Annotated in this window: 23 protein-coding genes; 10 read left to right on the top strand and 13 right to left on the bottom strand. The window is 60.4% G+C overall.

Annotated elements, in window-relative coordinates; translation table 11 throughout:
* Positions 1 to 70: 70 nt before the first annotated feature.
* The 5 genes from AC2FLX_RS04800 to AC2FLX_RS04780 form a co-directional block, all read right to left on the bottom strand.
* Complete coding sequence (locus AC2FLX_RS04800; protein WP_496810619.1) at positions 71 to 1,021, bottom strand: Bug family tripartite tricarboxylate transporter substrate binding protein; 951 nt, start codon at positions 1,019 to 1,021, stop codon at positions 71 to 73.
* Positions 1,022 to 1,041: 20 nt separating this feature from the next.
* Positions 1,042 to 2,571 carry a tripartite tricarboxylate transporter permease gene (locus AC2FLX_RS04795; protein ID WP_496747333.1) on the bottom strand — a complete coding sequence of 510 codons (1,530 nt, stop codon included), beginning with the start codon at positions 2,569 to 2,571 and terminating at the stop codon, positions 1,042 to 1,044.
* A gap of 2 nt (positions 2,572 to 2,573) precedes the next feature.
* Positions 2,574 to 3,071, bottom strand: a complete 498-nt coding sequence (locus AC2FLX_RS04790) for a tripartite tricarboxylate transporter TctB family protein (protein WP_496810620.1) — start codon at positions 3,069 to 3,071, stop codon at positions 2,574 to 2,576.
* Positions 3,061 to 3,630, bottom strand: coding sequence for a 2-oxo-4-hydroxy-4-carboxy-5-ureidoimidazoline decarboxylase (gene uraD, locus AC2FLX_RS04785; RefSeq protein ID WP_496747335.1), 570 nt, complete (start codon positions 3,628 to 3,630; stop codon positions 3,061 to 3,063). The genes AC2FLX_RS04790 and uraD overlap by 11 nt, the downstream gene beginning before the upstream one ends.
* Positions 3,631 to 3,762: 132 nt before the next feature.
* Positions 3,763 to 4,692: a LysR family transcriptional regulator gene (locus tag AC2FLX_RS04780; protein WP_480749486.1), complete on the bottom strand. Its 930-nt coding sequence runs from the start codon at positions 4,690 to 4,692 to the stop codon at positions 3,763 to 3,765.
* Between the two features lie 200 nt (positions 4,693 to 4,892).
* Between AC2FLX_RS04780 and AC2FLX_RS04775 the strand changes: the two genes are divergently transcribed.
* On the top strand, positions 4,893 to 5,279 hold the full coding sequence (locus AC2FLX_RS04775) for a hydroxyisourate hydrolase (RefSeq protein WP_496810313.1): 387 nt from the start codon (positions 4,893 to 4,895) through the stop codon (positions 5,277 to 5,279).
* 551 nt (positions 5,280 to 5,830) lie between these two features.
* Here AC2FLX_RS04775 and AC2FLX_RS04770 read toward each other — a convergent pair.
* The 4 genes from AC2FLX_RS04770 to AC2FLX_RS04755 all read right to left on the bottom strand — a co-directional run bounded on the left by AC2FLX_RS04770 (position 5,831) and on the right by AC2FLX_RS04755 (position 9,393).
* Complete coding sequence (locus AC2FLX_RS04770) at positions 5,831 to 6,208, bottom strand: GFA family protein (RefSeq protein ID WP_496810312.1); 378 nt, start codon at positions 6,206 to 6,208, stop codon at positions 5,831 to 5,833.
* 82 nt (positions 6,209 to 6,290) lie between these two features.
* The gene (locus AC2FLX_RS04765; protein WP_496810311.1) at positions 6,291 to 7,835 is read right to left on the bottom strand and encodes an alanine/glycine:cation symporter family protein; all 1,545 of its coding nucleotides are present in this window, start codon (positions 7,833 to 7,835) and stop codon (positions 6,291 to 6,293) included.
* Positions 7,836 to 7,855: 20 nt separating this feature from the next.
* Positions 7,856 to 8,290, bottom strand: a complete 435-nt coding sequence (locus AC2FLX_RS04760) for a universal stress protein (RefSeq protein ID WP_480750718.1) — start codon at positions 8,288 to 8,290, stop codon at positions 7,856 to 7,858.
* Positions 8,291 to 8,487: 197 nt separating this feature from the next.
* Positions 8,488 to 9,393 (bottom strand): LysR family transcriptional regulator, encoded by a 906-nt coding sequence (locus AC2FLX_RS04755; protein ID WP_496810310.1) that lies wholly within the window; start codon positions 9,391 to 9,393, stop codon positions 8,488 to 8,490.
* 84 nt (positions 9,394 to 9,477) lie between these two features.
* Here AC2FLX_RS04755 and AC2FLX_RS04750 point away from each other — a divergent pair, with 84 nt between their 5' ends.
* The 4 genes from AC2FLX_RS04750 to AC2FLX_RS04735 all read left to right on the top strand — a co-directional run bounded on the left by AC2FLX_RS04750 (position 9,478) and on the right by AC2FLX_RS04735 (position 12,733).
* The gene (locus AC2FLX_RS04750) at positions 9,478 to 10,110 is read left to right on the top strand and encodes a class I SAM-dependent methyltransferase (RefSeq protein ID WP_496810309.1); all 633 of its coding nucleotides are present in this window, start codon (positions 9,478 to 9,480) and stop codon (positions 10,108 to 10,110) included.
* A gap of 87 nt (positions 10,111 to 10,197) precedes the next feature.
* Complete coding sequence (locus tag AC2FLX_RS04745) at positions 10,198 to 11,250, top strand: class I SAM-dependent methyltransferase (RefSeq protein ID WP_496810308.1); 1,053 nt, start codon at positions 10,198 to 10,200, stop codon at positions 11,248 to 11,250.
* An 81-nt stretch (positions 11,251 to 11,331) separates the two neighbouring features.
* Positions 11,332 to 11,781 carry a YtoQ family protein gene (locus AC2FLX_RS04740; RefSeq protein WP_480750714.1) on the top strand — a complete coding sequence of 150 codons (450 nt, stop codon included), beginning with the start codon at positions 11,332 to 11,334 and terminating at the stop codon, positions 11,779 to 11,781.
* Between the two features lie 157 nt (positions 11,782 to 11,938).
* Positions 11,939 to 12,733, top strand: coding sequence for a mechanosensitive ion channel family protein (locus AC2FLX_RS04735; protein ID WP_496810314.1), 795 nt, complete (start codon positions 11,939 to 11,941; stop codon positions 12,731 to 12,733).
* A 178-nt stretch (positions 12,734 to 12,911) separates the two neighbouring features.
* On the opposite strand, the gene ald is transcribed toward AC2FLX_RS04735, so the two are convergent.
* Positions 12,912 to 14,024: an alanine dehydrogenase gene (ald, locus tag AC2FLX_RS04730; RefSeq protein ID WP_480750713.1), complete on the bottom strand. Its 1,113-nt coding sequence runs from the start codon at positions 14,022 to 14,024 to the stop codon at positions 12,912 to 12,914.
* Between the two features lie 138 nt (positions 14,025 to 14,162).
* Here ald and AC2FLX_RS04725 point away from each other — a divergent pair, with 138 nt between their 5' ends.
* A complete protein-coding gene (locus AC2FLX_RS04725; RefSeq protein ID WP_496747349.1) occupies positions 14,163 to 14,621 on the top strand; it encodes an Lrp/AsnC family transcriptional regulator in 459 nt (152 codons plus the stop codon).
* A 5-nt stretch (positions 14,622 to 14,626) separates the two neighbouring features.
* Here the strand turns inward: AC2FLX_RS04725 and AC2FLX_RS04720 are convergent, their stop codons facing one another.
* A complete protein-coding gene (locus AC2FLX_RS04720; RefSeq protein WP_496810307.1) occupies positions 14,627 to 15,466 on the bottom strand; it encodes a CPBP family intramembrane glutamic endopeptidase in 840 nt (279 codons plus the stop codon).
* A gap of 223 nt (positions 15,467 to 15,689) precedes the next feature.
* Here AC2FLX_RS04720 and ppk2 point away from each other — a divergent pair, with 223 nt between their 5' ends.
* Positions 15,690 to 16,607, top strand: coding sequence for a polyphosphate kinase 2 (gene ppk2, locus AC2FLX_RS04715; RefSeq protein WP_480750710.1), 918 nt, complete (start codon positions 15,690 to 15,692; stop codon positions 16,605 to 16,607).
* A gap of 543 nt (positions 16,608 to 17,150) precedes the next feature.
* Entirely contained in the window at positions 17,151 to 18,152 is a 1,002-nt protein-coding gene (locus AC2FLX_RS04710; protein WP_480750709.1) for a DMT family transporter, read from the top strand.
* A 128-nt stretch (positions 18,153 to 18,280) separates the two neighbouring features.
* Here the strand turns inward: AC2FLX_RS04710 and rpsU are convergent, their stop codons facing one another.
* Complete coding sequence (rpsU, locus tag AC2FLX_RS04705; RefSeq protein ID WP_024088814.1) at positions 18,281 to 18,487, bottom strand: 30S ribosomal protein S21; 207 nt, start codon at positions 18,485 to 18,487, stop codon at positions 18,281 to 18,283.
* 111 nt (positions 18,488 to 18,598) lie between these two features.
* Between rpsU and AC2FLX_RS04700 the strand changes: the two genes are divergently transcribed.
* Positions 18,599 to 19,291, top strand: a complete 693-nt coding sequence (locus AC2FLX_RS04700) for a COQ9 family protein (protein WP_496810306.1) — start codon at positions 18,599 to 18,601, stop codon at positions 19,289 to 19,291.
* A gap of 72 nt (positions 19,292 to 19,363) precedes the next feature.
* Positions 19,364 to 20,350, top strand: a complete 987-nt coding sequence (locus AC2FLX_RS04695; RefSeq protein ID WP_496747357.1) for an NAD(P)H-quinone oxidoreductase — start codon at positions 19,364 to 19,366, stop codon at positions 20,348 to 20,350.
* 52 nt (positions 20,351 to 20,402) lie between these two features.
* Here the strand turns inward: AC2FLX_RS04695 and AC2FLX_RS04690 are convergent, their stop codons facing one another.
* Complete coding sequence (locus tag AC2FLX_RS04690) at positions 20,403 to 21,260, bottom strand: DUF2189 domain-containing protein (protein WP_496810305.1); 858 nt, start codon at positions 21,258 to 21,260, stop codon at positions 20,403 to 20,405.
* Between the last annotated feature and the right edge of the window lie 136 nt (positions 21,261 to 21,396).

The raw sequence follows: 21,396 nt of genomic DNA, 5'->3' as shown, positions 1-21,396 counted from the left end.
CGGGCCTGCGTGGCAAGGGCCACCAAATGTAGGCCGCCGCGGCAGAGCGCAGCGGCCAAACCAGTCTGGCTTATTCCTTGATTCCGGCCGACTCGATGAGCGGCGCCCAGACCTCAATCGAATTTGCGACGAAGGCCGTGTAGTCGTCGGTGGACATCGCCGTATGGGTGATGCCGAGTTCCTTTAGCCTTTCCTGGACATCGGGATTGGCAAAGACGGCCAGGACGGTGTCGTGGATCGTCTCGACGGTTGCCGGGTCCATGCCCGCTGGTCCGGAAAGACCGACCCAGTTTTCGATCACAATGTCGTAGCCCTGTTCCTTGAAGGTCGGGACGTCAGGGATTTCCTTGTTGCGTTCAGGCGAGGCGATCGCGATCGCCACGGCCTCTTTGTCCTCAATCATCTCGCTGTTCTGAACGACCATGTCGTAGAAGCTGTCGAGCACACCGGCGCGAAAATCCTGGATGGCCGGAGAGCTGCCCTGGTAGGGTACGTGGATCGACTCCACTTCGAGCGCCTGATCGACCGCGACCCCGAGAATATGGGAAATCGAACCGACCCCGCTCGAGCCGAAAGTCATCGGGGTTTCCTTGACGAAGGCGATGTACTCGTCGAGCGATGTGATCCCGGAGGACGGCTGAACGAACAGGCCAGGCGCCGACGCGCCGATATAGGCGACATGCGTGAATCCATCGAGTGGTTCGTAAGGGATGGATTTGAACCGTGTCGGTGCAATCGTGAAGGGCGCGTTGTTTGACAGGATGAGCGTCGTGCCGTCAGCCGCCTGTTGCGCGACATAGTCAGCCGCAACCGTCCCGGCAGCGCCTGGACGGTTATCGACCACGGCCTTCTGCCCGAAATCGGTGTCAAGGTGCTGTGCGAGCAGCCGCGCGACAAGGTCGCTTGTGCCGCCTGGCGGGAAGGTCACGACGATCCTGACCGGCTCATCGCTCCAGGCTCCGGGTTCTGCCAGCGCTGCCGGCGCGTGCAGAAGGAGGGCCGCTGCAGCACCGGTGCTCATAAGTAGTCTACGGTCAATTTTCATGTTGGTGTTTCTCCCTGATTGGCTTTCATGGCCGCGCGACGGCGGCGTCGGTTCTGCTCTGTCTTGAACAGAGCAAATGCGAGAATGGCGACGGTGATCGCGATCAGCGTCGCGCTGATGGGTCTCTGCAAAAACACCATCGGGTCGCCACGAGACAGGAGCATCGAGCGTCGCAACTGTTCTTCCATGAGCGGGCCGAGAACGAACCCCAAGAGCAGGGGCGCAGGCTCGAAGCGGAAGAGCCGCATGACGTAACCAACGGCGCCAATCACCAGCGTCAGCCAGACGTCAAACACGTTGTTGTTCAGACTGTAGACGCCCATGCAGATCAGAACGATAATCGTCGGGTACATATACTTGTAGGGTATTTTCAGAAGCCGAACCCACATGCCGATCAAGGGTACGTTGAGGATCAGCAGCATGATGTTGCCCACGAGAAAGCTTGCGACCAGGCCCCAGAACATGTCGGGCTGTTCGGTGAGGAGACGGGGTCCTGGCGTGATCCCATAGATCATCAGCGCCCCGATAACGATCGCCATTGGCGGGCTGCCGGGCACCCCCAACGTGAGGGTCGGAATGAAGGCCGTCTGAGTCGCCGAGTTGTTCGCGGCCTCGGGAACCGCCACGCCGGGAACCACACCGGTGCCAAAATCCTTCCGCCGGCGGTTCACGCGTTTCTCGACCGCATAGGCAAGGGCCGCGGCAATGGTCTGGCCTGTGCCTGGCAGAGCACCGATGAAGGATCCAATCGCACCGCCACGCAGGATCGGTGCAGGCAGCGATTTCCATTCCTCCTTAGTGGGATAGAAATCGTCGTAGTCCACTGTCTGGGCAGCCTTTCCGCTGGTCGCCGTACGGATCGACGCTATGACCTCGGTCACGCCGAAGAGACCCATCGCCACGATGACGATGTGCACGCCATCGCGCAGTTCGGGAATGCCCATCGTGAACCGGAGGTCCCCGGTGGTCAGGTCGATGCCGATTGTACCGAGCATCAGGCCGGTCACCACCATCGCGATTCCTTTCAGCGCACCGCCGTTGCTCACGGCCGAGGCTGCGATCAGGCCCAAAAGAAGGACAGAGAAGTAGTCCGGTGGTCCGAAACTGAGCGCAAGTTGCGCCAGGGACGGCGACAGGATGGCGATCACGATCATACCGATAATCCCGCCCCCGAAAGAGGCGGTAGCCGTCGAAAAGAGCGCAACGCCTGCGCGGCCTTTCTTCGCGAGGGCGTGCCCCTCGATCGCGGTGATCGAGGCCGCCGGCGTTCCTGGGACGTTCATCAGGATCGAGGCGGTCGATCCGCCGTATTCCGCGCCGTAGAAAACACCGGCGATCATCACCAGGGCGGGAGTTGGATCGAGATAGAAAGTGAGCGGCAGGATCATTGCGATCGCCGCCATCGACCCGATGCCCGGTAGAACGCCGATGAAAGTTCCGAGAAAGACCCCTATGAAGCAGTACATCAAGTTCTGCGGCTCGAGGACCACCAACAGGCCTTGGTAAAAGAGCGTCAGGACATCCATGGTCAGCCTCCCGGAAACGGCCTGAGAGGCAGATTCAGCAGTTCGATGAAGACTGCCCAGCATCCAAGCGCCACGATCCCACCCAAGATGAGTTTTCCGATCCAGGGAAGCGTGTGGTCCGGCAGGCTGGCGACAATAACGGTCAGGAAGACTGCGGGAACGAGACCGAGCCAGTCGGCCGTTGCCGCGAACACGGCGAGAGCCGCGCAGATCGCGAAAAGTTCAATCCAGTCCGGCGTCTCGGCGATGCCATCGCCGCGCCGCTCTTCCACGCAGATGACCAGAGCCAGAACAGCAAGGATGGCACCGGTGACGAACGGGAAGGCCCCGGTTCCAAGGCGGGTCGGGACCCCAAGGCCCAACTGCCAGCCACCGACCATGAAGATGATGCTCAGACCGAGGAGAACCAGCCCGCCGATCTCGCCACCCCAGCCGAGTGCCCCATGGGATCCTTTCGGCACCCGGTCCTCGACGTCCATATGTTCGGGATCAACTGGCATGCCGGGTCCCTCTTGTCATGACGTGCCCTTTTTCTAACATGTCGGGTTTCGAGGCCTGTCCGAAGAGCGCCCGCACGCGGGCCGCGCTTACGGCAGAAATTTGCTCGATTGCTGCACGGATTTCAGAAGCGCGGTCGGCTTTTAGACGATCGCTGAACTCTGCCATGACGCTGTCCATATCGGCATGGCGTACGAGCGCGGTAATGAAAGGGAAGCCAAAGCGTTGCCGGTATTCGGCATTCATGGCTGCCAGACGGTCTCGATATTCGCTTTTGGGAGAGGTAAGATCGAGCCGCCCCTGCTCGATCTGGGATTCCGACGTCATTGTCAGGGGATTGTCCGGAGCAAGTTCGGGGTGCGCGCAAAACAGGGCAATGCTGTCCGCTTCGTTCAGCGCAACGAGTTCTCGGTGAATGGCCGCTGTCAGCGCATCCAGGTCCCGAAAGGGACGGTGCGACACCACCCGTTTCGCGACCTCGGGCGCTCTTTCGATCAGGGGAGCAATGTAACCGAGCGCCGTCCGATCATCCGCATGGTTCAAATCTTCCAATGATGTCATGTGACGTCCCCCTCACGTCCCAGCGTAGGCAGCGGCACCGTTGTCGTCTATAGAATAATAGTTTACATCGCATTCGCATTTTTAGAATTCCATGCCACTCTTTCGGGAGGCTCGCTGAGACTTACAAGTATGTCAGATCGGATGACCCGACGTACCGGAAAGGTCATCGAGACACCGGACCGATAGATCGAGAATCTTCTGACGCATCGCGGAAGCCGGCATTTGTGCGTTGGATATCAGAGAGATGCTCTGACGGAACGCATCCTTGTCGCTGATCGGGATAAAGGCGAAACGCCCGTCCTTGATTTCGGGTCCGGCATCGATCTCCGAGGTGACCGCGACATACCTGCCTGTCGCGACAAGCAGCTTCATGAGCTGAATGGAGTTGACGACCACAGAAGTTCGGGCTTGCTCGAAGAGCCATCCGTGGCGAACCTCGAGCAGTCTCCGAATTGACAGGGCGGAACTCTGGAATACGACGGGATTCGCAATAAATTCTGAAAAACTAATCGACTCCTTGGTCGCCACTGGATGATCTCTGGTGGCGATGCACCCCAATGGAAACTCTCGCCGCCAGTGGAAGTCGAGAGTATCGACCGGCGGTGCATTTGCGACCGCGGCGAGGTCAAAGTCACCTTCGAGAACGCCTTTGACAGCGGCGTCCGGACTCTTGATTTCGACATCGACGGTAACCATCGGCAAATCCGAGGCGATGGCCCGCACCACATCGAGCACGAAGCCGTTGACCATGCTGTCCATTGCGGCGAGCCGGAAATGCCCCTGTTCGATGCCTCGATTTTCTTGGACAACGGACCACAGGCGCGCGTTGTCGAGACGCCAGCCGCGAGCAAGGTCCAGCACAAGCTTGCCGGTGGGCGTCAAGGTCAGGCCCTTGGGACCTCTGTCAAACAGAGCCTCTCCGAGGTCCTCCTCGATCGCCACAATCTGCCGATGGACGGCGGACGCTGAAATTCCAAGCTCCCGGGACGCTGCCTGGATCGATCCACTCTGCGCGACCTGCTCCAGATACTGAAGTGCGCGCGGAACAAGATGAAGTGCCATTTCCTGCAATCCCTTTCCAAGGCATGGGATATCGTGAGGTCGCTTCCGACCAGCCTGATCGGCCTGGTTTGAACTGGAATAACAGGGCATTCTGTATTTTGGAATGGCGATCTCGCCTCTGTGGCAGATAGTGAAATGGAAAGTCGTATCGAAGGGACTCGCAATCTACTTGGAGTTCCGCAAAGAAGGAGAAGAGTGTCGTGACGCATCAGTCCCATCCAACCGATCCGGTTGCCGGAGGAATATCAATTCATGCAGTGGATGTTGCGGATGGCATACCCGCTGCCGGACTGGCGGTTCGGCTGTGGCACCTGCGACCTGCGAGAACGGAAATCGCGTCAGGTGTGTGTGGCCCTGACGGGTTGCTGCACCATCCGGTCAGCGAGGGCCAAGACGTGCAGTCAGGGCTCTACGAGGTCGAATTTGAGGTCGGAGACTATTATCGGCAAGCTGGCCGCATCATTCCGAACCCTTCGTTTCTCGAAATCGCGGTGTTTCGCTTTGGCATCGAGCGCGTCGAGGAACACTTCCATCTGCCGTTCAAGTTCACACCGTGGGGGTATTCTCTTTTCCGGGGCGGCGCCTAGCACCACCCTCTCGTCTTTCCACCTACGGCGCAAATCCAATGACCGTCCCACACGAAACACATCTCGCACTCTTCATCCGTAGGTCGAGGTGTCGGCACCGGCCCGGGCGGCGATGTTAATAAGTTCATGCGGCGTGATGCCGGAGGTCACGATAAGTGCACGGCTGCCCATGGGCCGTAAGCCGGAAGGTTGCGGCTAGACCTCGAAGTCCGTTAAGACGGTCGGTTTTTTGCGCAAACGTTATTGCCTTCTTCGTCCTGTTTTGGGTGAATTTGGCAATAATTTGACTTCGCACGTGCAGCTGATGCCAGAACTCGTGGGCCGCACCGCGGTATCAAGAGGCCTGAGCCATTGCCCGATTTGGTTCGACCTATCGGGGAACAATGTCGTCCTTGAGCGCTTCGCAGCCATTCCCGCAGAGTGCAGCATCTGCGAGGTATGGGCTCTGAGTTGACATTCGCTGAAATTTTCTTGTCCGCGGCGCGGACCATCCTTGACAATCTGCAACACCTGCAGCGAAGGGCTGGGTCTCCGCGCGTTTTTTCTCGGAGCTAGTCTTCCCCGCTGTCTCGTTCAAACCTCCGGGAAACCGCAAACGGCGGCAGCCAGGCCTCGCGCCGGATGGTCCACAGCTCATAGGTCGGCACGAACTGGTCGGGCGCGTCAAGTGTGCCAAGATGCACCTCGACCTCGCCCGGGCTGACGGAAAATACAGATGACCCGCATCGGGGGCAAAAATACCGCCCCCGGTAATCATGGGTTTCGCCCGCGACCGTTACCGCATCCTGCGGAAATATGGCCGAAGCGTGAAACAGCGCGCCATGATGCTTGCGGCAATCCAGACAGTGACAGACCCCAACGCGCAACGGGCGTCCCGATGTCGCGATCCGAACATTGCCGCACAGACATCCACCTGCATGTCGCTCCATGATCCGGTACTCCGCAGCCAGAAAGTCAGAAAAAGCCTCCCCGACGGATCGGAGAGGCTCTGTTCAGCGCCGTGCGCGCAGCTCAGGTGTACTTCTTGATCTCACCCGACTTCAGCCGCGCCAGATAGCTGTTCAGCTCGGCCTTCACGATCGGCATCAGGAAGTAGAGGCCGATGATGTTGACCACCGCCATGGCAAAGATCGCCGCATCCGAGAAATCGATGACCGGGCCAAGATTCGCCGCCGCACCGATGATCACGAAGATGCAGAAGATGACCTTGAACACCAGCTCCTTGGTGTGCCCTTCGCCGAACAGGAAGGTCCAGGCCTTGAGGCCATAATAGGACCAGCTGATCATGGTCGAGAAGGCGAACAGGATCACCGCAATGGCCAGAATGTACTGGAACCATCCAAAGGCGGACGAGAACGCCGCCGAGGTCAGCGCCACGCCGGACACGCCGCCGACGGTCTGGATGGTGGTGCCATCCTCGTTCAGCAGGTAAAGCCCGGTATTCGGGTCGGATACCAGTTGCCCGGTGATGATGATCACCAGTGCGGTCATGGTGCAGATCACGACGGTATCGATGAACGGCTCCAACAGCGACACGAACCCTTCGGTGATCGGCTCCTTGGTGCGCACCGCCGAGTGGGCAATGGCGGCAGAGCCCACGCCCGCCTCGTTCGAGAACGCCGCACGCTTGAAGCCCTGGATCAGCGCCCCGGCCAGACCGCCGGCAACGCCAAGCCCGGTGAACGCACCTTCAAAGATCTGGCCAAAGGCCCAACCGATCTTGTCCCCGTTCATCGCCAGAATGACCAGTGCGGTCGCGACATAGAGGATACCCATGAACGGAACCACCTTTTCGGTGACGCGCGCGATGGATTTCAAACCGCCTACGATCACCGCGAACACGATGGCCGCAAACAGAATGCCGGTGATCCAGCCCGGATACTCACCCACCACGTTCGAGATCTGCGCATGCGCCTGGTTGGCCTGGAACATGTTGCCGCCACCCAGCGCGCCAAGGATACAGAAGATTGAAAACAGCACCGCAAGGATCTTGCCTGCCGGGATGCCGCGTTCCTCGAACCCCTTGGTCAGGTAATACATCGGTCCGCCCGAAACGGTGCCGTCCTCGTATTCGTTGCGGTACTTCACACCCAGCGTACATTCGGTGAATTTCGACGCCATGCCCATCAGACCCGCAAGGATCATCCAGAACGTGGCGCCCGGCCCGCCGATGCCGACGGCAACCGCCACACCGGCGATGTTGCCAAGGCCCACGGTGCCCGACAGCGCCGTTGCAAGCGCCTGAAAGTGGCTGACCTCGCCCGCGTCGTTGGGGTCGGAATAGTCACCCTTGACCAGCGCGATCGAGTGCGGGAATGCCCGGAACTGGATCAGGCCGAAATATACCGTGAAGATCGTCGCGGCCACCACCAGCCACGCCACGATCCACGGAAAGTTTGTGCCCGGAAACGGGCTGAAGATCAGGTTGACGAACCAGCCCGTGGAACTGGCAAACACCTCGTTGACCTTTTCGTCGATGGTCTGCGCCTGCGCCGATGCGGCCATGGCCAACATCGCGGGCGCTGCAAAAGCAAAAGCTTTGAACACGTTTTTCATGACTGTCCCTTTTCTCGCGCTTACGGAACAATTGTGACCGGGACCGGCGCCGCCTGCGCCAGACTTCCCGCGACAGAGCCGAAAAGCCGGGATGACAGGGATGAATGCCCCGTTCGGCCAATCACAAGCTGCGTCGCACCGGTTTCGTTGATGATATCGCACAGCGTTTCCGCGACCTGACCGTATTTCAGGACGGTCGACACAACCACGCCGCTGTCCTGCAAGCTTTTGCGGACAGGTTCAAGCAGCGCATCTTCGGCCCGCTTGAGCTCCTGAGACCGGCGCTTGTGACGCTCTTCGATCTCTTCCGGTGTCAGAAACGAATAGGGCGACCATTCCAGCACGTGGGCGACGACAAGCTCGCATCCACGCGCCTTGGAAAGGTCGACCGCGAAATCAAGAGCCGACTTGGCGCTTGCGCTGTCGTCGTATCCAAGGACGATTTTTTGTGACACTGTTCCCTCCTGTTTGCCACACTTCCACAAGGGAAGTCTTGGCATGATACTCGCAATTCCCCGAAAAACATAAGTTTTCTTGCTTCGGTAGAATTTTCCTGTGCGATACCCTTCACCTGTCGCGCGGCTTTTCCACAACCGCGCCCGGATGGGCAAGCCGCAAATTCGGAAAATCCGTGCACTGGTGAGTTGGCTTTTTACGTAAGGGGAGGGGCGTTCTTTGTCGCAAGAAAGTCCGCCAGTAAATCGAAAACCAGCCGGATCCGGCGACTGGTGCGCAGCTCGCGGTGCGTGGTCAGCCAGACCGGAAAACGAATGGGGGCCATGTCGGGCAGAACCGGTTCCACCTCGGGGAACTTCGCTGCCACGCTTTCCGACATTGCCATGACGCCAAACCCGCTACGCACATATTCCCAGGCAACAATACCGTTCTGCGTCTTCAGGCGAAAGTTCTGGCCCTGCAGGTCGATGCCCAGCGGGGCCATGTACTCGATCATCCGGCCGGTATCGCCGAAACCCACGAATTCCATGCCGGACAGTTCAGCCTTGGTTGCCGGGCGGCCCACCTGATCCAGATAGGACGAGGCCGCATAAAGCCGCGCATTCGCCTCGCCAACAAGTCGTGCGATCAGGTCGGGCTGATCGGGGCGGATGTGACGAATGGCGATATCCGCCTCGCGGCGCATCAGGTCGCGGATGTCGTTGGCAGCGATAACCTCGATTTCCAGCAATGGCGCCTGTTCGCGGATATCCCGCAACACCTCGGGCAGGTCATAGGCCGACAGGATATCGCTTGCGGTGATCCGGACCCGCCCTTCGACCGATTGCGCCTGACCCGAGGCCGCCAGCGCGATCCGGTTGGCTGCCTCTCCCATCGCTCTTGTGTGATCCAGAAGCTCCAGTCCGGCCTGTGTCAGTTCCAGCGACCGGCCGACCCGTTCGAACAGCATCACCCCCAGATCGGCCTCCAGAGCGGATACCTGTCGGCTGAGAGTCGGCTGTGACTGCCCAAGCCGCCGCGCGGCCGCCGACAAGGACCCGGACTGCGCCGTTTCCAGAAAGGCGCGTATGTGGTTCCAGTCGAACTCGCCACGTTTATCCATGCATAAATGTATAAGCGCCCTGCAAATTTCGGCAATTTCTATTTCATATCCGCATGACTATTTTTGCCGCAAAGGAGATTGGTCATGATCGCAGCCGAAAAATTCTGGGATGGGATTGCCGAGAAATATGCCCGCACGCCGATCCGGGACATGGACTCTTATGAGCGTACCCTGACACGGACGGCATCCTATCTGAAACCGTCCGATCAGGTTCTCGAACTGGGATGCGGCACCGGCACCACTGCATTGCGGCTGGCCCCGCAGGTGGCCGGGATCACCGCAACTGATGTCTCGCCAGGCATGCTGGCCGTTGGCACCCGCAAGGCGGCAGAGCAACATCAGGCCAATGTGCGGTTTGTGCAGGCCGAGGCCGGACAACCGCCCGAGGGGCCTTTTGACGTGGTGATGGCGTTCAACCTGTTGCATCTGGTCGAAGATCTGGACGCCACCCTGCACGAGGCGCGCGAAGTGACGAAAACCGGCGGGCTGCTCATCTCCAAGACCTTTTGCGCCCCGTCAACGGGGAGCAGTCTGAAATACCGGGTGATGCGGCTGATTTTGCCGCTGATGCAGCTTGCGGGCCGCGCCCCCCTCGTTCGCTTCATGTCCGAGGCGCAGCTGGATTCGGCGATCGAACGTGCAGGGTTCGAAATCGTCGAGCGCGACAGCTTTCCCGCCAAGGACGCCCGGCGCTTCATTGTCGCCAGAAAGGTTTGACCCGGGTTTTCAGATTTTGCCGAAACCTGATACGATGGTCCCGTCACGCCGGAGGCGTCTGACCCTCTGGCCATGGGGGGATGCATCATGGACAAGGAACGTATCGGAACATTCGCCGCGCACGTCTATCGCGACATGGCCGGGACGATGGCAATCGGAATGGGCTATCTCGGCCTCAAGTCGGGCCTGTTCGAGGCAATGAAGGATGGCGAACCGGTCACAGCAGCAGAGCTGGCAGACCGGACCGGCCTGACCGCCCGCTATGTCAGGGAATGGCTGCACGGCATGACAGCTGCAGGATGGCTGGAGCATGATGAACAGGCCGGGACCTTTTCGATGCCGCCCGAACACGGTTTTCTGCTGGCCTCCGAAGGAACCGATCACTTCATGGGCGGGTTGTTTCTGGCAGGTCCATCGCTGTTGTCACAGGCCCCGGCGGTCGCGCGGGCCTTTCGCGACGGCGGCGGCGTGAATTTCGACGCCTATGATCAGGACTGGATCGATGCGCTCGACCTGATGAATGGCGGCGCCTATCAGCACCGGCTGGCCAGCTATTGGATGAAACAACTGCCCGAAATTGACGAACGCCTCGCGGCCGGTGGCCGCGCACTGGATATCGGCTGCGGTGTCGGCAAGGTCTCGCTGGCGCTGGCCGCAGCCTATCCCGAGGCGCGGATCACCGGGTTCGACCCCGACGGCCCCTCGATTTCGCAGGCTCAGGCGGCGGCGCTGCAAGCGGGCGCGGACAATGTGCAATTCGTGCAGGGCGTGATCGCTGATATCGCACCAGAGCCGGTCTTTGACTTCGCCGGCATGTTCGACTGCCTGCACGATCTGGCAGAACCAAAAGCGACGTTGCGCAATGTCCGCCAACGCATCGCGCCCGGCGGCGTGCTGATGGTGATGGAGCCTCGGGCCGCGGATCGGCTGGCCGACAACACAAACCCGCTTGGCGCCGTCTATTACGGGTTCAGCCTGTTTCACTGCATGACGCAATCTCTGGCACAGGGCGGGCCCGGTCTGGGCACCTGCATGGGGCCGGACAAGGCGATGGCGCTGCTGCGCGAGGCCGGTTTTGCCGAGGTGCAGGAATTGCCGATCAAAAGCCAGACCAACATGTTCTTTGCCGCGCGCGCGTGACGGGTATTGCCAGCCCGGCGCTGCCGGTTTGTCCTGCGGCCCGTTCCCGTGATACACGCGCAACGAGCAAAGGAGATTGCAATGGGTTTGAACGTTTACCTTTCGGGCGAAATTCACACGGACTGGCGCGAACAGATCATCGACGGCGCGCAGGGGCTGGATGTCACTTTCAACAGCCCGGTGACCGATCACGATGCCAGCGACGATTGCGGCACCACCATTCTGGGGGCCGAGCCGAACAAGTACTGGCACGACCACAAGGGGGCGATGGTCAACGCGATCCGCACCCGCAAGGGCATCGCCGATGCCGATGTCGTGGTGGTTCGCTTCGGCGACAAGTACAAGCAATGGAACGCGGCCTTTGATGCCGGGTATGCCGCCGCGCTGGGCAAGTCGATCATCGTCCTGCACGGCCCCGATCACCAGCATGCGCTGAAAGAGGTCGATGCCGCAGCCCTTGCCGTGGCCGAAGAGCCGCGTCAGGTTGTGGATATCCTGCGCTATGTCCTGACGGGCAAGCTGCCGCGCTGATCGCCCCGGACAGCGGACAAGCCGACAGAGTTACGGGGAAAACCGCCGATTCATACCCCTGGACCGCTTGAAACGGTTCTGGGATATGCCATCGAATTCCGCAATTGGGCGTGGAAATCGCCCGCAATGACAGAAGGAGAGGACAGTGGAAGAGGTCATGACACAGGCCGGAGCGTTCGCTCCGCTATTGCTGAGCGCGGTCAAGGCGCTGATCGTACTGGTTTTGGGCTGGATCGTCGCCGGAGCCATCGGCGGCATGGTCCGCAAGCGCATCAACGCGACACCACAGATCGACCCGACGCTGGGCAACTTCATGGCGAGCCTGGTGAAATGGGCGGTCCTGGCGATGGTGCTGGTCGCCGTCCTGGGCATTTTCGGTATCGAGGCCACAAGCATCGTTGCCATCCTCGGTGCCGCCTCGCTGGCCATCGGTCTGGCGCTGCAGGGCACGCTCAGCGATCTGGCCGCGGGCGTCATGCTGGTGGTGTTCCGGCCCTACAAGCTGGGCCAGTTTGTCGATATCGGCGGCACGGCGGGAACGGTGAAGGATCTCAATCTGTTCACCACCGAACTGGTGACCCCGGACAATGTGCAGATCATCGTGCCCAATGGTCAGTCCTGGGGTTCGATCATCATGAACTACTCCGCCCATGACACCCGCCGCGTCGATCTGGTGTTCGGCATCGACTATGGTGACAGCGCCGACAAGGCGATGGAGATCATACTGGACGTGGCCAGGGCCGACGGCCGGATCATGGCCGACCCCGAGCCATGGGTGAAGGTCACCAGCCTCGGCGACAGCTCGGTCGATCTGACCGCCCGGCTGTGGTGTGCGGCGGACGACTACTGGGACGTCAAGTTCGAACTGACCAAGGCCATCAAGGAAGCCTTTGACACCAAGGGCATCTCGATCCCCTATCCGCATTCGGTGGAAATTCAGAAAGCGGGCTAAAGCCTTTCGGGAACACTCGGTATCGCCAATGCACTGACGCGCCCCGCGCCGCGCATTCCGCGCGGCGCAGTTGGTTCATTGAGATACCGTAAAACCCAAACCCAAACCCAAACCCAAAAGCAAACGCGCCGCGCATGAAGCGCGGCGCGTAACAGGGCAGATGTCGCCCCGGCTAAGTTTATACCAGCGACTTGGGGTCGACCACGTCGAGGCCCAGCGCGGTGCCGACCGCTGCATAGGTCAGCTTGCCGGCGTGCACGTTAAGACCGTCCAGCAGGTGCGGATCGTCGGCACAGGCTTTCTTCCAGCCCTTGTCGGCCAGCGACAGCATGAACGGCATGGTGGCATTGCCCAACGCGATGGTCGAGGTGCGCGCAACCGCACCCGGCATGTTGGCCACGCAATAGTGCATGACGCCGTCAACTTCATAGACCGGATCGGCGTGAGTGGTGGCTTTCGAGGTCTCGAAACAGCCGCCTTGGTCGATGGCGACGTCCACCAGGGCCGCGCCCGGTTTCATCGTCGAAAGCTGTGCACGGCTGATCAGCTTGGGCGCAGCCGCGCCCGGGATCAGAACCGCGCCGATCACCATGTCTGCGGTCTCGATCAGCTCGGCCACGGCGCCCGCGGTCGAATACTGGTTCTTGAAGGTGCCGCCAAAAACGTCATCGAGGTAACGAAGGCGCGGGATCGACCGGTCGAGGATGGTGACATCAGCGCCCATGCCGGCGGCAATCTTGGCCGCGTGGGTGCCAACAACACCGCCGCCGATCACGACGACCTTTGCCGGACCAACACCCGGAACGCCGCCCATCAGGACGCCGCGGCCGCCATTGGCCTTTTGCAGGGTCCATGCGCCGACCTGCGGGGCCAGACGGCCGGCAACCTCGGACATCGGCGCCAGCAGCGGCAGGCCGCCATTGCGGTCGGTCACGGTCTCATAGGCGATGCAGGTCGCGCCCGAGGCCAGCAGATCATGGGTCTGGTCCGGGTCCGGCGCCAGGTGCAGATAGGTGAACAGCAGCTGGCCTTCGCGCAGCATCTTGCGCTCGACGGCCTGCGGCTCCTTGACCTTGACGATCATGTCGGCGGTGGCGAACACTTCTTCGGCGGTGTCGATGATCCGCGCGCCGATGGCGGTATAGGCGGCATCGTCAAACCCGGCACCCAGGCCGGCGCCGGTTTCGATGAGAACCTCATGGCCGCGCACGATGGCTTCGTGCGCTGCGTTCGGCGTCATGCCGACGCGAAATTCCTGAGGTTTGATTTCCTTGGGGCAACCGATTTTCATTTTTGCGATCTCCGTTCACAAACTGCCCAAATTATGTGCACTCTTATCTGCAATTTCTGTGAAACTCTGCTCGCGCTTTGAAGATAATTCGGGATAATCTTCGATATCTTGTCATAAATCTGCAATGGATGTGCGTGAATGAGCTTGGACGCAACAGATAGAAAGATTCTCTCGGCCCTCCAGCGCAAGGGCCGCATGTCCAATGCCGAACTGTCGGAACAAGCGAACCTGTCGCCGTCCGCCTGCCATCGCAGGGTGCAGCGGCTCGAGGCCGAGGGGTATATCCGAGACTACGTCGCCCTGCTGGATTCCCGCAAACTCGGGGTTCCCACCACGGTCTTCGTGGAAATCACCCTGCAAGGCCAGGCCGAAGAGGTGCTTGAAGCCTTCGAAAAGGCAGTGGCGCGCATTCCGGACGTTCTGGAATGCCACCTGATGGCGGGCACGGCGGACTACATCCTCAAGGTCGTCGCCGAGAACACCGAGGATTTCGCCCGCATCCACCGGCAATACCTCTCACGCCTTCCCGGCGTGGCGCAGATGCAAAGCTCGTTCGCGCTGCGCACCGTGTTCAAGACCACCGCTTTGCCGGTCTGACGGAATCAGACCGGGGCGGGATAGGTGAACAGGGCGAGATGGGCAAAGTTGAACCCGAAATGCATCGCCACCGGCACCCACAGCCGACCGGTCGCCCAATAGCCCAGCCCACAGGCCGGCCCCAAAAGCGCGGCGAAACCCGCAAGCGCCACGCCACCGCCGATATGCGCAAGGCCGAATAGCCCGCTGGCGGCCGCCACCCCCGCGACCGGCCCCAGCCACCGGATCAGGCCGGTTTGCAGGTAGCCGCGAAAGAAGGCCTCTTCCCCCAGACAGGTCAGCAGCAGGTTGGACAGCGCAAAGATCAGCCACCAGCCGGGCAGGCCCGGCTCGAACCGCAGGGCGCCGGTCAGCAGGGTCAGCAGGAACAGGGCGGGCAGCAGGGCAAGGCCAAGCATCAGCGCACGCGGCCGAAACGGGCTGCCCTGATGCAGGATCACCGGGCAGGCCAGCACAACGGCAAAGAACACCATCGGCTTGTCGATGTTGTAATACAGGGTGAACGTCGCGCTTGCGGGCCCTGACATCACCTCGTCCAGCACCATCAGGTTCCGCACGCCAGGCAGCAGATGTGCCCCCAAGACGAGGCACCACAGCATCAGTGCCGCATGCCCGGCAATACCGGCCCGCCCGCTCAGCCGCCCAAGCCGCGACGCCCCCGCCAGCCCAAGCGCGATCACCCCAAGCGCCAAAGACGTCAGATAACCGAGCGCCACCACCACGCCGCCAAAAAGGCCCAGCAGCACAAGCGCCAGCCCCATGCGCTGCCTCAGCGCCGCGATGAGGGCCGCGAACAGAATGAACCACGGCCAGATCAACGGCAGAAACGATGGAAAAACGGGCATCGATACCTCTTTGGCAAGTTTGCGCCCTTGGTGGCGGCAAGATTGCGGCCGTTCAAGGGGGCAGGCGCTTGTATCTGCCTGAATTGAGGTCCACATTCAAATTTCCAGACATTACACCTCTCAAACCCACAGCGCGCCTCGCCTGTGCCGACGCGGCCGCTGACATGCCGGGGTCACAGAACCCGTCCAGTGTTTGAAAGACGTGAGCATTGAGGAGCAGAGATTGACCTACGAAAAAGAAATTTCACCCGAGGACTGGCTCGAAGCGGAGCTGCAGGACACCTTTGACGAAGATATCGAGATCGAATTCAACGAACCGATGCTGTCGATGGAGGTGCGCAAGATCTATCGCGATCAGCACCCCGAGATGCTCGACCGCCAGACTTATTTCCGCAACCTGCTGCGTCTGCAGGCGGAACTGATCAAGGTGCAGGACTGGGTCGTGCATACCGGCGCCAAGGTCTGCATCCTGTTCGAAGGCCGCGACAGCGCCGGCAAGGGCGGCGTGATCAAGCGGATCACCCAGCGCCTGAACCCGCGCGTCGCCCGCGTGGTGGCCCTCCCGGCCCCCAGCCGCCGCGAACAAAGCCAGTGGTATTTCCAGCGCTACGTGCCGCACCTGCCCGCCGCCGGTGAAATCGTGTTCTTCGACCGCTCGTGGTACAACCGCGCGGGCGTCGAACGGGTGATGGGTTTTGCAACCGAAGACCAGGTGGAACAGTTCTTTCAGGACGTTCCCGAATTCGAGCGCATGCTGGTTCGCTCGGGCATCATCCTGCTGAAATACTGGTTCTCGATCACCGACGAGGAACAGCAGTTGCGATTCCTCATGCGAATCCATGACCCGATGAAACAATGGAAACTGTCCCCGATGGATCTTGAATCCCGCATCCGCTGGGAATCCTATACCAAGGCCAAGGAAGACATGTTCTTCCGCACCAACATCCCCGAAGCGCCCTGGTATATCGTCGAAGGCAACGACAAGAAACGCGAGCGCCTGAACTGCATCGAACACCTGCTGACCAAGATCCCCTACGAGGATGTGCCGCAGGAAAAGGTCACGCTGCCGGATCGCAGATACAACCCGGATTACGAACGCCGGGTGCTGCCGGACGAGCTTTACGTGCCCAAGATCTATTGAAAGGTCCGGGCCGGCGCGCCCCGAAGTCTGCGCGCCGACCCGCGAGTGGTGTTTTGGCCAGAAAGGCGTACGTGAACTCACTCACGTTCTGCTCGATGGTGGTTGCCTGCAATCTTGTCGACAAGGTGCTGCAGGGTCGGTCTCGCTCGCGTCCAACGTCAGGGGGCGGTCCGTTGGTTGCGTATTTCGCGTCGACCTCTGCCAGCATATGTCGTTCGAAACTGCCTGTTACCGATCCAATATGCCTTTTGACACCCCTTTGTTTCCTTGATTCGTGGCGGTATTGAGGCGATGCCGTGACGGATTTGTTGCGGCGTTTGACGTTTGGGGCTTCCCGTAACAACCTATAATTGCGGGAAAAGCCGGAACCGGCCGCCTTTGTGGCTGGATCAAAACCTCTGCGCTGCGGACTGCCACAGCGCAAAACATATCGCAAAATAGCATTTTTTATTGACCAGGTCTGTCCGCGACCACCCGGTCGCCAACATGCAAGACGCCTGATGGCAACCGGTCATTCTCGATCCGGGAACATGCGGATTTCAGATGACCTCAAGCACGCCTTCGCCCTCGAATACCGGGCTTGCCCACGTTGACAACCATCCTTTGCAGGGGATTGCGTGGTTGTTGCTGGCCACGACATTGTTTCCGGTTCAGGACGTGATCATCAAAAGCCTCAGCGGTGACTTCGCCGTGCACCAGATCGTGTTCTGGCGCGGCCTTTTTGCCTTGCCGATCGTGGTTGCGATTGCTTGGTACGAAGGCTCTCTCTGGCCATTGAAGCTGGGCTCGGTGCCGCTGCAACTGCTGCGCGCGGGGTCGGGTTTTTGTTCTTACCTGGTCTACTACATGGCTCTTGCGGCCATTGGCATGGCCGAAACTGCCGCCATTACATTTTCAACGCCGATATTCGTCACCATCTTCGCGACCTTCTTTCTGGGTGAACGGATCGGGCTGTTCCGCTGGTTCGCGGTCGTGCTGGGGCTGATCGGCGTCGTGGTGATCGTGCAACCCGGCGCGTCCGTGTTCGAGCCCGCTGCCGTGCTGGCGCTGTTGGCTGCCGTGGCTTATGCGGTCTCGATCATCTGCACCCGGCGAATCGGAAGCCGCAGCAACGGCGGCACGCTGACGCTGTTTTCGATCCTGTTCTTTATCACGGCGGGCGGCCTCTTGGGGATCGTCTTTTCGATCGTCGACGTCGCATCGCCACATCCGAGCATTGCGTTTCTCTATCGGCAATGGACCACACCCAGCACGACCGACTGGGGTCTGCTGCTGGCGCTGGGCTGTATTTCGGGCGTCGGGTTCTTTGCTCTCAGCCAGGCCTATCGTCTGGCCGAGGCCAGTGTGGTCACACCGTTTGAATACACCTATCTGCCCTGGTCCGTGTTGTGGGGCTATCTCGTCTTTGGCGCATTGCCGGGGCTGACGACATGGGTTGGGCTGGTCCTGATCGTCGGGGCCGGGCTGCTGATCGTCGTCCGCGAAAGCTTGCAGGGCCGCCGCGTGGTGCGCCGCCGTGGGTTGGGTGTGATGCGACAGCGGTGAAACCACCCGGTTTTCTTTTGTACATTTCGTACAATGGGGGTGTGAAAACCGGTACAAAAACGACAAACCCCCGGGGCGGGGCCGCGGGGGTCGTCAAATAGTGTCATCCAAAGCCGGAGGCGGTTTGCTTACAGCAGACCTTCACGCTGGAGTTTCTTACGCGCCAGTTTACGGGCACGACGGATCGCTTCAGCTTTCTCACGCGCTTTTTTCTCGGACGGCTTCTCGAAATGTTGCTTGAGCTTCATTTCACGGAAAACGCCTTCGCGCTGCAGCTTTTTCTTCAGGGCACGAAGCGCCTGATCGACATTGTTGTCGCGAACACTAACCTGCATGTGGTTGTCACCACCTTTCTAGATAGAGTTGCAATGAAATTTGCAGGAGGTGGCCGTATAGCAAAGCGCAAAGAACTTGTCTAGTACTGGGCCCAAGATAAGGAGGCGGCGATGACCACGGCATATGAAGACGCAAAAGAGCAACTGCTGGACGCGGCCCTGTCGCACGTTCCCTTTGACGGCTGGTCCGAAGCCACCTTTCGCGCCGCCATCGCTGATACTGAAATCGATGAAGGTCTGGCGCGCGCAATCTGCCCGCGCGGCGCGGTGGACCTCGCCTTGGCGTACCATGCGCGCGGCGACGCCGAGATGCTGCAGCGGCTTGAGGTCGAGGACCTTAGTGATCTGAAATTTCGGGAGAAAATCGCCGCTGCAGTGCGCTTTCGGCTGGAGGCGGTCGTCGACAAGGAAGCGGTGCGTCGCGGCGTGACGCTGTTCTCTCTGCCCACCCATGCCGCCGATGGGGCCAAGGCGATCTGGGGGACTTGCGATCTGATCTGGACCGCGCTTGGGGACACGTCCGAGGATGTGAACTGGTACACCAAGCGCATGACGCTTTCGGGGGTCTATTCCTCGACCGTGCTGTTCTGGCTGGGCGACGACTCGCCCGGTCATCAGGCAACGCGGGAATTTCTTGACCGCCGCATCGGCGACGTCATGCAGTTCGAAAAGGTCAAGGCGCAGGTCAACAAGAACCCGTTGCTCAAACCATTTCTCGCGGTGCCAAACTGGTTGGCGGGACAGGTGCGCGCGCCTTCGAAATCCGACTCGGATTTGCCCGGTTCGCTGTCCCCCCGGAAATAGACACAGAACGGTCGCTTGCGGCTATGCGGTGCGGTTGCCGCCTGCTAGGCAAGTGCCAAAGGAGATATGCCGATGACCCAAACAATGCGCGCCGTCGAAATCACCACCCCCGGTGGGCCGGACGTTCTGCAATTGACCGAACGCCCGATGCCCGAACCGGCAAACGGACAGGTGGTTCTGAAAGTGGCCTATGCAGGCGTCAACCGCCCCGACGCCCTGCAACGCGCAGGGGCCTATGATCCGCCGCCGGGGGCCTCGGACCTGCCCGGTCTGGAAGCCTCGGGCGAGGTGGTCGCCGTCGGCACCGGTGTCGAAGGGGTGTCGGTTGGCGACAAGGTTTGCGCACTATTGCCAGGCGGGGGCTATGCCGAATACGTGGCCACACCCGCCGCGCACTGCCTGCCGGTGCCAGCGGGAATGAATATGAAAGAGGCCGCCTGCCTGCCCGAAACATTCTTCACCGTCTGGTCGAATGTATTCACCCGCGGCGGGTTGAAAGCGGGCGAACGGTTTCTGGTTCATGGAGGATCGAGCGGGATCGGAACAACCGCGATCCAATTGGCCAACGCTTTCGGCGCACGGGTCTTTGCCACTGCCGGATCGGACGAAAAATGTGATGCTTGTGTGAACCTCGGTGCCGAACGGGCGATCAACTACAAGACCGAGGATTTCGTCAAAGTGATGCGCGGCGAAGGTGGAGCGAATCTGATCCTCGACATGGTGGGCGGGGACTATATCCCGCGCAACGTCAAGGCACTGGCCGAGGATGGGCGACTTGTACAAATCGCTTTTCTGCAAGGGCCGGTGGTCGAATTGAACTTTGCCCTGATGATGGTCAAGCGCCTGACTCTGACCGGCAGCACCCTGCGCCCGCAAAGCGATCTCGCCAAGGCGCAGATCGCACAAGACCTGCGTGAGGCGGTCTGGCCGCTGTTGGATACGGGCAAGGTGGCGCCGGTGATGGACAGCGAGTTTGATCTGGCCGATGCGGCCAAGGCACACGCGCGTATGGAAAGCTCGGGCCATATCGGCAAGATCGTTTTGAAAGTCGCGGGATAGCCCGGCAGGCGGAACGCACCGGCCAAGGGCCGGTGCGCGCTGCGACCAAGGCTCAGGCGATGGCGCGGCGATAGAGGTGCCAAGTCGCGTGGCCCAGAAGCGGCATGACAAAAATCAACCCCAGCAGCAGTGGGATCGATCCAAGCACCAGCAACGCCGCGACGATGAAACCCCAGGTCAGGATGACCACCGGATTGTGGCGCAAGACACGAACCGAGGTGACAACCGCCACCGGAACACCTACCTTGCGGTCAAGCAACAGCGGGAAGCTGACAACACTGATGGCCAGCGCAATCAACGCAAAGCAAAAGCCGACCGCGGTTCCGATGACGATCATCGCCCAGCCTGCGCCCGTCGTCAGGGTGTCGCGGACAAAGGACGACAAAGAGGCCGGCGTTTCCGGGCCAAGAGTGTGCGCATAGATGCTTTGCGCGGTCATCAGCCATACAAGAAACAGCATCGTCAGATAAAATCCGAGAGCGAGGATGGCCCCGAAAGAGGGAGAGCGGAATACGCCAAAGGCGTCCAGCCAGTACACTTCCTTGCCCATTTCCCTGCGGCGGCTGATTTCATAAAGGCCCACGGCGGCAACCGGACCCAGGATCGCGAAACCGGCGACCAGAGGTGCCAGAAGCGGGACCATATTCTTTTGCAGCCCGAGGCCGAATAGCACGATCCCGGCAAGCGGATAGATGATTGCTATGAAAATGGCATCTGCGCGCGTCGCCAGAAAGTCTTCGCGACCTGCGCGAAGAGACGCCTTGAGATCTTGCATCGTCAGTGTCTGCACCATCGGCGGATGCTCGACATCTGTACTGCCGATCTGACCGATGCTGTCAGTCAGGTGATCGCTGGTTGCGCCGAGATTGCGGGCGGCCCAGCTGATCGGATTTCCGATTGTTTTTGCCATGATCATCCCTTTCCTTGGCGGAGATGCGCCTCGGAATGATCCGGCTGACATGACGCTATTGGCCGGACCGACCGGCAGCGCCTACAAACAGTATATCACGGCCAGGCCCAAAACGCGGATCACCTCTTTGCGATCA

This window comes from Ruegeria sp. YKSF57 (assembly GCF_059612585.1).
Note: the sequence above shows the minus strand (reverse complement) of the source record. Positions and strands in the feature narration are given on the sequence as shown.